Origin of the sequence: Actinoplanes sp. CA-142083, from assembly GCF_050942195.1 — a bacterium.
Taxonomy (GTDB): Bacteria; Actinomycetota; Actinomycetes; order Mycobacteriales; family Micromonosporaceae; genus Actinoplanes.
In genome coordinates this window covers 2136024-2146425 of record NZ_CP192076.1, presented here as the reverse complement: position 1 = coordinate 2146425, position 10402 = coordinate 2136024, and the positions used below count along the sequence as shown (strand labels likewise).

The 10402-nt window shown below is 71.9% G+C and carries 10 protein-coding genes; 2 read left to right on the top strand and 8 right to left on the bottom strand.

The genetic code is table 11. From position 1 onward, the window contains the following. Positions 1–66 precede the first annotated feature (66 nt). A complete protein-coding gene (locus ACQPZX_RS10255; protein ID WP_433377658.1) occupies positions 67–975 on the top strand; it encodes a GNAT family N-acetyltransferase in 909 nt (302 codons plus the stop codon). Between the two features lie 109 nt (positions 976–1084). Here the strand turns inward: ACQPZX_RS10255 and ACQPZX_RS10250 are convergent, their stop codons facing one another. The 7 genes from ACQPZX_RS10250 to trpC are packed head-to-tail and all read right to left on the bottom strand — an operon-like array spanning position 1085 to position 9158. Continuing rightward, the gene (locus ACQPZX_RS10250; RefSeq protein WP_433377655.1) at positions 1085–2902 is read right to left on the bottom strand and encodes a glycoside hydrolase family 15 protein; all 1818 of its coding nucleotides are present in this window, start codon (positions 2900–2902) and stop codon (positions 1085–1087) included. A 34-nt stretch (positions 2903–2936) separates the two neighbouring features. Beyond that, on the bottom strand, positions 2937–3884 hold the full coding sequence (locus ACQPZX_RS10245; RefSeq protein WP_433377652.1) for a YihY/virulence factor BrkB family protein: 948 nt from the start codon (positions 3882–3884) through the stop codon (positions 2937–2939). Positions 3885–3932: 48 nt separating this feature from the next. After that, entirely contained in the window at positions 3933–5129 is a 1197-nt protein-coding gene (locus ACQPZX_RS10240) for an FAD-dependent oxidoreductase (RefSeq protein ID WP_433377649.1), read from the bottom strand. 9 nt (positions 5130–5138) lie between these two features. Next, a complete protein-coding gene (gene lgt / locus ACQPZX_RS10235) occupies positions 5139–6287 on the bottom strand; it encodes a prolipoprotein diacylglyceryl transferase (RefSeq protein WP_433377646.1) in 1149 nt (382 codons plus the stop codon). 50 nt (positions 6288–6337) lie between these two features. Beyond that, entirely contained in the window at positions 6338–7126 is a 789-nt protein-coding gene (gene trpA, locus ACQPZX_RS10230) for a tryptophan synthase subunit alpha (RefSeq protein WP_433377643.1), read from the bottom strand. Then, positions 7123–8358: a tryptophan synthase subunit beta gene (gene trpB, locus ACQPZX_RS10225; protein WP_433377640.1), complete on the bottom strand. Its 1236-nt coding sequence runs from the start codon at positions 8356–8358 to the stop codon at positions 7123–7125. The genes trpA and trpB overlap by 4 nt, the downstream gene beginning before the upstream one ends. Beyond that, a complete protein-coding gene (gene trpC, locus ACQPZX_RS10220) occupies positions 8355–9158 on the bottom strand; it encodes an indole-3-glycerol phosphate synthase TrpC (protein WP_433385161.1) in 804 nt (267 codons plus the stop codon). The genes trpB and trpC overlap by 4 nt, the downstream gene beginning before the upstream one ends. Before the next feature lie 362 nt (positions 9159–9520). Between trpC and ACQPZX_RS10215 the strand changes: the two genes are divergently transcribed. Continuing rightward, a complete protein-coding gene (locus tag ACQPZX_RS10215; protein ID WP_433377637.1) occupies positions 9521–9805 on the top strand; it encodes a hypothetical protein in 285 nt (94 codons plus the stop codon). Here the strand turns inward: ACQPZX_RS10215 and ACQPZX_RS10210 are convergent. Then, complete coding sequence (locus ACQPZX_RS10210) at positions 9768–10382, bottom strand: TetR/AcrR family transcriptional regulator (protein ID WP_433377635.1); 615 nt, start codon at positions 10380–10382, stop codon at positions 9768–9770. The genes ACQPZX_RS10215 and ACQPZX_RS10210 overlap by 38 nt on opposite strands. Positions 10383–10402: the final 20 nt, after the last annotated feature.

Here is a 10402-nt window from a genome sequence, read left to right as displayed (position 1 = left end):
GAACCGGCACGTACGGGAAGCAATTGCCAGCGGGCGCGGCGCTGCGCCATTCGGTAGTCTCGCGCGGTGGCGCAACCGAATTCCGACGTCTTCGTCAGGCTCGAGCGTTTCTATGACGCCCTCCCCCGACCCTACGCACGTGCGGAGGACTTCGGAGGGCTTGTGCTCTTCGTTCGCGAGGGCGAGGGGTGGCCCTACTACGCCCGGCCCCGGATAGGGGCGGGAACGCCGTCTGCCGCCGATATTACCGAGACCCGCCGCCGGCAGCGCGAGCTGGGGATCCCCGAGTCTTTCGAGTGGGTCCACGAGACCACGCCCGACCTGCTCGCGGTGGCCCGCTCCGCCGGCCTCGACGTGCTGCTGGCCCCGCTGCTGGTGCTCGAGCCGCCCGCCCTGGTGCCCGACCTGCCCGTCCCCGGGGCGACCATCACGGTGCTGGATCCGGCCTCGCCCACCTACGCCACCGACCTCGCCGCGTCGCGGGCCGTGGCACAGCTGGCCTTCGGCAACCCGCCGGCCGCGAGCCCCTTGGAGGAGGTCGCCACGGTGACCGCCGAGACCGGGCAGCCATTCGAATCCGCCCTGGTCACCGAGGTGGCGGGCCCGGCCGAGCGCGACGCGGCCACCGAGAGGCTCGGCGACGCGCTGGTCGAGGGCTTCCGCGAACGGGCCGGGAGCGGCGCGTACGTGACGGCCGTCGTGACTTCGCCCACCGACGGCATCCTCGCCACCGGCGCCCTGATGCGCGACGGCGACACCGCCGAGATCGCCGGCGTGGCGACGCTGCCATCGGCCCGCGGCCGCGGCTACGCCTCCCAGCTCACGGCGCTGCTGGCCCGCCAGGCCCTGAACAACGGCGTCTCGCTCATCTTCCTCTCCGCCGGCGACGACGACGTGGCCCGCCTCTACACCCGGGTCGGCTTCCGCCGCATCGGCACCGCGTGCATAGCCGAGCCGGCCGCGGCCGCGCTCTGACCTGCGGCCTGGCAGCACAGCCCGGCGGCGGCGTGATGGAGGCCGGGACGGCAGCCGGCCGGGCCCTGCGCGGCGGGGGCCTTTGCGTGCCTCGTACGATATGGGGCTTTTAAAGGGCTTTGTCGAGGACCAGGGCGGCGTTGATCAGGGCCAGGTGGGTGAAGGCCTGGGGGAAGTTGCCGATCTGTTCGCCGGTCAGGGCTATCTCCTCGGAATAGAGGCCCAGGTGGTTGGCGTAGGTGAGCATCTTGGCGAAGGTCATCCGGGCCTGGTCGAGACGGCCCGAGCGGGCCAGGGCCTCGGCGTAGTTGAAGGTGCACAGGGAGAAGGTGCCCTCGGATCCCTGGAGGCCGTCGGGTGAGGCGGCGGGGTCGTAGCGATAGACGAGGCTGTCGGTGACCAGCTCGGTGGTCATGGCGTCCAGCGTGGACTGCCACATCGGGTCGGTGGGAACCAGGAAACCGGTGTTGGACATGCGCAGCAGCGACGAGTCCAGGACGTCGGTGGCGTAGTGCTGGCGGAAGGCCTGGCGGGCGGGACTCCAGCCCTTCTCCATGATCTGCTCGTAGACGGCGTCGCGCTCGCGGATCCATCTCGTCAGGGGCGCGGGGCGGCCGCGCTCGGTGGCCAGGCGGACGCCGCGGTCCAGCGCGACCCAGCTCATCAGCCGGCCGTAGGTGAAGTCCTGGCGGCCGCCGCGCGTCTCCCAGATGCCCTCCTCGGGCTGGTCCCAGTTGTCGCAGAGCCAGGAGAGCATCTCGCTGATCTTGCCCCAGCCGCGGTGGCCGGCGGCGAGGCCGTCCTGGTCGGCGATGTAGAGGCTGTCCATGGCCTCGCCGTAGATGTCGAGCTGGAGCTGGCCGGACGCGCCGTTGCCGATGCGGACGGGGGCCGAGCCGCGGTAGCCCTCCCAGTGGTCCAGGACCTCCTCGGTGAGGTCGCTGCTGCCGTCGACCCGGTACATGATCTGCAGCGGTTCGTTGCCCTTGACGTCGTCCTGCTCGTCGACCCGGTCGGCCAGCCAGCGGCCCAGGTCGGCGGCCTCGTCGGTGAAGCCCAGGCCGAGCAGGGCGTAGACGGAGAACGAGGCGTCGCGGACCCAGGTGTAGCGGTAGTCCCAGTTGCGCTCGCCGCCGATCTGCTCGGGCAGGCCCGCGGTGGGCGCGGCGACCAGGCCGCCGGACGGTGCGTAGGTCATCAGCTTGAGGGTGATGGCGGAGCGTTCCACGGCCTCGCGCCAGCGGCCCTGGTAGGTGGAACGGTCGAGCCAGGTGGTCCAGTAGTGGACGGTGTCGTCGAGCAGGCGGCGGGCCTCGGCCACCCGGACCTCGCGGATCGGGCCGGCGGCGCCGGTCTCGAGGATCAGGCCGCGCAGGTCGCCGGCGTGCAGGGTGAGCTCGGCGTGGATGTCGCCGCCGTCGTCGACCCAGGTGCGGGCCAGGCGCCGGTCGTCGGGCTCGCGGACCAGGTGGACGGTCATCGCCTCGGTGGGGGTCTCGAAGACGGCGCCGTTCTCGTCGAGGTGGGTCTCGTGCGGCTGGCGGCCGTAGTCGAACCTGGGGGCCAGATCGACGTGGAAGGTCATGGTGCCGCGGACACAGCGGACGAGACGGATCAAGCTGTGATTGTTAGTCCGGATTTTTCCGGATATGGGCATGAAGTCGATGACCTCGCCTACGCCGGCCTCGGTCATGAAACGGGTGATGAGGACGGCGGTGTCGGGGACATAGAGCTGCTTGCCCCGGGCATTGCCCGGATTTATCCGGAAGTAGCCCCCGGAGTCGGTGTCGAGGAGGGCGCCGAACACGCTCGGCGAGTCGAAGCGGGGCGCGCAGAACCAGTCGACCGAACCGTCGGTGGCGACCAGCGCGGCCGTCTGCAGGTCGCCGATCAGGCCGTGCTCGGCGATGGGCGGGTAGTCAGCCATGCCCCGAGCCTTCGGCCCGCCCGCGCCCCGCGCATCATGCGTCGCGGATGACGCGCGACTCCACCACCTGGCCGGGGATGCGTTCCTGCTCGCGGGCCAGCAACGCCAGCGCCCGCTCGTCGGCCTCGGTCGGCTCCGACGTGTCGAGCGCGCGTGGCCAGAGGCGGGCGCGGCGGACGGCGGCGAGCTCGGCCACCACCACCAGCGCCTGACTGACCAGATAGAGCAGGGTGAACAGGCCCGCCACGGTGGCGAACGCGCCGTAGACCGGGCCGGCGTTGCGGACCAGCACGGTGAGCAGCGGCGCACCCACATGCAGCACGAGAGCCAGGAGCAGCGCTCCGGACGCGGCGGGGCGCCAGAGCGCGGCGAGCGGGGCGCGGCGCACCAGGAGGATGCGGACGCCGAACAGCAGGACCGCGAAGGCCGACAAGCTGGTGCCGAGGGCCGCGAGCAGGCGGTCGGGCATGCCCAGGTTCGGAAGGGCGGCGCCCGCGACGGTCAGGCCGCCGCCGGCCACGACGCCGGCCAGCAGGACGATCACGACGCCGATGACACGCAGATAGGCGCCGACCGGGTTGGGCAGGTCGCGCATGCGGACGCCGGCCACATGGTTGAGCGTGCGGTAAGCGGCATAGACGACGCCGGTCGCCGACCACACCAGGCCGATCGCGCCGATCACGAACGCCACCGGTGAGGTGGGCAGCGCGGCCGCGGCGTCGTCGACCGTGGCCTGCAGGGCGGGCGGGACGATCGCGGTGATCAGGTCGTGCCGCAGCTCGGGATCGGTGGCCAGCAGGCGGGAGACGACCGCGACACCCAGCAGCAGCAGCGGGAACAGGCTGAGGAAGCCGTAATAGGTGATCAGCGCGGCGTGGCGGGGGCCGTCGTCGTCGAGATACTTGCAGATCACCGCGTACGGGAAGCCTGCCCACCCGTGCTGCCGCTGGAAACGGTCGAGGCGGGCCGGCACACCACTCATGCTCCGGTCACCTACGCGACCGCGGTGTCATCCGGGCGGGATGAACCTTCAGTCCGGCGGCGTCCAGTCGGCGGGGCCGTGGGTGTGGCCGCCGAGGATGCGCGGGCGCATGTGGTTGAGGGCGGCGTCGCGGGCGCGCAGCGCGAGCCGGCCGCGGGCCTGCACCACCGCCGACATGCGGCGGGTCTGCCGGACCACGCTGGTGGTGCGGGGGCGGCGCAGGCGGCTGTAGGCCTCGATCGCCGCCACCAGGGGCTCGCCGGGCGCGGCCTCCGCCACGAGCGAGCGGAGCGTGGCCGCGTCCTCGAAGGCGAGACACGCGCCCTGGCCAAGGTGGTGGGGCATGGCGTGGGCGGCGTCGCCGAGCAGCACCACGCCGCCGGGGCCGGAGCGGAAACCGTACGCACGGGGCAGCGGCCGCAACTCGCGCACCTCCTGCGGCACCAGGTCGCCGGGGTCGGTCGCGTCGAGCAGGTCGCGCACCGGCGGATGCCAGTCGGCGAACCAGCGGCGCAGCAGGGCGAGCTGGGTCGCGGGCGGCTCGGGCCGGGGCGCGCCGGCCGCGGTGGCCACCCAGGAGATGCCGCCCTTGCCGGCGGCCCGGTCGCCGAGCGGGATCGAGACGAACCGGTAGCCGGCGCCGAGGGTCTCGCCGCCGGCCTTCTGCTCGTCGGTCAGCCGGGGCACCCGGTACGCCGGGATCACCGCCTGCCAGGCCGCGAAGCCGGAGCCGACCGCGACCGACTCGGGGGCCAGCGCGCGCCGGACCGGGCTGTCGATGCCGTCGGCGGCCACCACGAGGTCGGCCTCGAGCTGGGTGCGGCCGTCGCCGACCGACGGGCGCCGGCCGGGCCCGGTGCGCACCGAGGTCACGTCGAAGCCGGTGCGGATCTCCACGCGGTCGCCGAGGCCCGCGACCAGCGCGTCATAAAGATCTTCCAGGTGTACGGCCGCGGGGGCCGGGCCGGCGCCGGACCTGACCCGGGCGCGGGGCTCGACGAGCCACTGGCCGTCGGGGCGGCGGACCCCGCCGTCGGGCAGCGGCGCCGCGATCGCCGACCAGCCGCCGTCGGGGTCGAGCGACTCCAGCGCGCGGCGCCCGTTGGACCAGAGCACCAGCGCGGTGGGCGGCGCCGCGACCCGCTCACCGCGCTCGAGCAGGATCACCTGCCAGCCGGCCCGCGACAGTGCCCCGGCGGTGGCCAGACCGGCCATCCCCGCGCCCACCACCACGGCCGTGCGCACGGTCGCGGGTCAGTTCTCGTCGGAAGGGCGCTTGTCCACTTCGGCGTCGCCGCCGGTGGCGCCGTCGGGGCCGTTGGTCGCGGCCGCTCCGGTGGCCAGGACGGCCTCGGTGTTGCCCGCGGGGCCGGCCGGGTCCTGCTCGACCGGGTGCCCGCCGGCCGCCCTCTCCAGGGCGATGTCCTCGGGGGTGTCGGGCGGCAGCACACCGGTCTTCTGGTACGCCTCGAAGCGCGCCTCGCTGACGACCTGGTACCGCTTGGGCGCGCGGCGCGGGCCCTCGCCCTCCTCGGCGAGCTCCTCGTCGGTGGTCGGCGCGTCGTCGGGCACCACATAGGCCCGGGGACCGCGCACGAGCACGAAGTAGGCCACCGCGGCGATGAACACGATGATCGCCACGAACACGTTGAGCCGGATGCCGAAGATGTGGTTGGCCTCGTCGATGCGTAGCATCTCGATCCAGAACCGGCCCGCCGTGTACGCCGCCACGTACAGCGCGAACGCCCGCCCGCGGCCGAACTTGTACTTGCGGTCCAGCAGCCAGACCAGCACCGCCACGCCGATGTCCCAGACCGCCTCGTAGAGGAAGGTCGGTTGATACAGCCCGGCCTTGGTCACCGGCTCGCCGTCGATGGTCAGCGCGTGGCCCGGGTTGTTCTGGTCCATGTCGTGCACGCGCAGGCCCCACGGCAGCGTGGTGGCCTTGCCGTAGAGCTCGTTGTTGAACCAGTTGCCGAACCGGCCGATGGCCTGCGCGACCGGCAGGCCCGGCGCGAGCGAGTCGGCGAAGACGCTCAGCGGCAGGCCCAGCTGGCGGGCGGCGATCCACGCGCCCAGCGCGCCGCCGGCCACCGCACCCCAGATGCCCAGGCCGCCCTTCCAGATGTAGAGGGCGTCGATCGGATGGCCGCCGGAGCCGAAGTAGTCCTGCGGGGACGTGATCAGGTGATATATGCGGGCGCCGATGATGCCGAACGGGACCGCCCACACCGCCATGTCCAGCGAGGCCCAATGGGCGACACCCCGGGCACGCAGCCGGTACTCCATGATCAGGACGGCGGCGACGATGCCCAGGACGATGCAGAGCGCGTACGCCCGGATCGGCAGGCCCAGTATGTGCCAGACGGACGTCGTCGGACTCGGAATCGCGGCAACTATCACGGGTGCACACGCTACCGTCGCGACGCCCGCGGCGGACTACCAGGGCACGCCTACTTTTCGCGTACTCCTTCAGCCAACTCCGTGCTGAGCGCGCGCAGCCGGGACAGGCCGGTCGCCCGGTCCGGAGCGTCGAGAACGCAGCGGATCAGGGCGCTGCCCACGATCACCCCGTCGGCGAACGCGGCCACCTCGGCGGCCTGCTTGCCGTTGCCGACACCGAGGCCCACCCCGACCGGCATGTCGCGGTCGGCGTGGCGGACCCGGGCGACCAGGTCGGGCGCCTGTTGCGACACCGAGGTGCGGGCGCCGGTGACGCCCATCAGCGCGGTGGCGTAGACGAAACCCCGGCAGTTCGCCACGGTCATCGCGATCCGCTCGTCGGTGGAGGACGGCGAGACGAGGAACGTACGGTCGATGTCGTGCTCGTCGGAGGCGGCGATCCACTCCTGCGCCTCGTCGGGGATCAGATCGGGCGTGATCATCCCGGTGGCGCCGGCCGCGGCGAGGTCGCGGGCGAACGCGTTGACGCCGTACTTCTCGATCGGGTTCCAGTAGGTCATCAGGACCACCGGGACGCCGGCCTTGGCCACCTGCTCGATGATGTGCAGCGTGTCGCGGGTGCGGACCCCGGCGGCCAGGGCGATGTCGCTCGCCTTCTGGATCACCGGGCCGTCCATGACCGGGTCGGAGTACGGCATCTCGACCTCGATGACGTCGCAGCCGGCCTCGTGCATGGCGATCATCGAGGCGATGCTGTCCTCGACGGTGGGGAAGCCGGCCGGCATGCAGCCGATCAGGAGAGCGTGGTCCTCTTTACGGAAGATATCCGAAATGCTCACTCTTGCTCTCCCGGAACGAGCGTCTCGGTCTCGTCGAGGATGCCGAAGTAGGCGCCGGCGGTGTGCACGTCCTTGTCGCCGCGACCCGAGAGGTTGACGAGAATTGTCGGCTTCTTACCGATCTCTTGGGTCAAGGCCGGGACTATCCGGATCGCACCGGCCAGCGCGTGGGCGCTCTCGATCGCGGGGATGATCCCCTCGGTGCGGCACAGCAGCTGGAAGGCGGTCATCGCCTCGGCGTCGGTCACCGGCTCGTAGGTGGCCCGCCCGGTGTCGTGCAGCCAGGCGTGCTCGGGACCCACGCCCGGGTAGTCGAGGCCGGCCGAGATCGAGTGCGACTCGACCGTCTGGCCGTCCTCGTCCTGCAGGACGTAGGTGCGGGCGCCGTGCAGCACCCCGGAGGAACCGCCGGTGATCGACGCGGCGTGCCGCCCGGTCTCGACGCCCTCGCCGCCGGCCTCGAAGCCGTACAGCCGCACGTCCTCATCGGGCACGAAGGCGTGGAAGATGCCGATCGCGTTGGATCCGCCGCCCACGCAGGCCGCCACCGCGTCGGGCAGCCGGCCGAGCTGCTCCAGCGACTGGGCGCGGGCCTCGAAGCCGATCCCGCCCACGAAGTCGCGGACGATCTCGGGGAACGGGTGCGGCCCGGCCGCCGTGCCGAGCAGGTAGTGCGTGGTGTCCACGCTGGCCACCCAGTCGCGCAGGGCCTCGTTGAGGGCGTCCTTGAGGGTGCGCGAGCCGTTGGTCACCGGAATGACCGTGGCGCCGAGCATGCGCATCCGGGCGACGTTCAGCGCCTGGCGCTGGGTGTCCATCTCGCCCATGTAGACGACGCACTCGAGGTCGAGCAGGGCCGCGGCGGTCGCGCTGGCCACGCCGTGCTGGCCGGCGCCGGTCTCGGCGATCACCCGCGGCTTGCCCATCCGCTTGGCGAGCAGGGCCTGGCCGAGGACGTTGCGCACCTTGTGGGCGCCGGTGTGGTTGAGATCCTCGCGCTTGAGCAGGATGTCGGCGCCGACCCGCTCGCTGAGCCGGGTCGCGCGGTACAGCAGCGACGGCACTCCCGCGTAATTTTTCAGCAGATCGGCGAATTCCGCCTGAAATATCGGATCAGTCTTGGCTGTCCGATATGCGGCGTCCAGCTCGTCGAGGGCTCGCACCAGGGCCTCGGGCACGAACCGACCGCCGTACCGCCCGAAGTGCCCGGAAATGTCTGGCAAAACGGTCATCGCACCGGCCTTGGCGTTGCGGGGTGGTTCCCGGCGTTGACCAGTTCGGCCACCGCGTCCCGGGGAGACTTCTGCGTCACGAGACCCTCTCCCACCAGCACGGCGTCGGCTCCGGCCGAAGCATACCGAATCAGATCATGCGGACCACGTACGCCTGATTCAGCAATTTTCACGACATTGTTTGGCAAACCGGGCGCGATTCGCTCGAACACCGACCTGTCCACCTCGAGCGTGCGCAGGTCCCGGGCGTTCACCCCGATAACCTTCGCGTTCGCCTCCAGCGCCCGATCGGCCTCTTCCTCGTTGTGCACCTCGACCAGCGCGGTCATGCCCAGCGACTCGATCCGCTCCAGGAGGCCGACCAGAACGTTCTGCTCCAGGGCGGCCACGATGAGCAGCACCAGGTCGGCGCCGTGCGCGCGGGCCTCGTGCACCTGATAGGCGGAGACCACGAAGTCCTTGCGCAGCACCGGGATGCGTACCGACGCGCGCACCGCCGCCAGGTCGTCCAGCGAGCCGCCGAACCACCGGCCCTCGGTGAGCACGCTGATGCAGCGGGCGCCACCCGCCGCGTACTCCCCCGCCAGCTCGGCCGGGTCGGGGATGTCGGCAAGCGCGCCCTTCGACGGCGACGACCGCTTCACCTCGGCGATCACCGCCACGCCCGGCTTGCGCAACGCCGCATAGGCGTCGATCGCCGGTGGCGCCGCCGCTGCCGCCTCCCGAACCTGCTCCAGCGGCACCCGCTCCTGCCGGGCCGCCACGTCCTCGCGCACTCCGGCGAGAATCTCCTCCAGCACGTTCTGCGGTCCGCCAGTGCCCGCTTCCGCCTGCTGATCGGATGTCACGAAATGACTCCCCTCTCCGGGTGTCCTCCGCCCGATGCTAGGAGGTGGCGGTCCCCGGCAAGCCCCCGGGGTATGGCGCGCCTCACGAGGTGGGCTGCGGCATAATGCCGCCTGCTCACCGCATCTTGTCACTTCAGTCACAGACATCGCACGGGCCTGCGCTGGGCCACCTCATCTGATCGGTGGATACTCCGGCGCGTTGACGGCGCCGTCATGCGGTGGAAATACGGCTCCGCCATGCTGGATCCAGGGCACACTTGTTCCCGGCGTAGCCCCGATGTGACCAGGCGAGAGTGATCGACGTGGAGTTGACAGTGGCCGATACACAGCCCGCTCCGGCCCAGCCGGCCGGCATCGCAGCCGTCTCCCGAGCCGTCGTCTCCGTCGCCGCCGATCTGGTCACCAACGTGCAGCGCGCGGTGGTGGGCCCGGCCAACGTGCGCACGGCCCGCGACAACGCCTGGGACGCCATGCTCGCCGATCGCGCCCGCAACCAGGCCCGCGCCGACCTGACCCGCGAAGTGGCGGCCCTGGTCGAGGCCCGGACCCGGCGCGCCACCCTCAAGCCGGCTTCCCGAGGTGCGCGAGCAACCGTCTGAGCTGCTCGATGTAGGCCTCGCGGAACTCCGGCGACTCCGGTGACAGGCCCGTGAAGTCCTCGGCGAACTGCGCCAGCACCATCGGCGCCAGCGCCGCCCCGAAGAGCGCCAGCTGCAGAAACCCGGGGTCGAGGCCGGGATCGATCTCTCCCTCGCGCTGCCGCCGGCGCAGGTCGCCGACCATCGCCTGGCGGAACTCGCGGTCGCCCTCGTCGCGCTCGCCCGACAGCGCCTGCCAGATCAGCAGCCGCACCCAGTGCCGCTGCTCGGCGCCGACCCGCACGAACGCCGCCACCACGTCACCGATCGGTGCGCCCGGCGGGTTGAGCTCGGCGCTCATCTCGCGCCAGCGCTCGATCAGCGCCCGGTACAGCCCGGCCTTGCCGTCGAAGTAGTACGAGATCAGTTGCTGGTTGGCGCCCGCGCGCCGGGCGATCGCGCCGATCCGCGCGCCCGCGAAGCCGTGCTCGCCGAACTCGACCAGCGCCGCCTCCAGGATCCGCTCCCGGGTGCGCTCGGCATCGCGTACGCGCTCGCCACCCGCCGGCGAACGCCGCGGTTTCCGCTCCTCGACCACGTTCGTGACCTTATCAATCA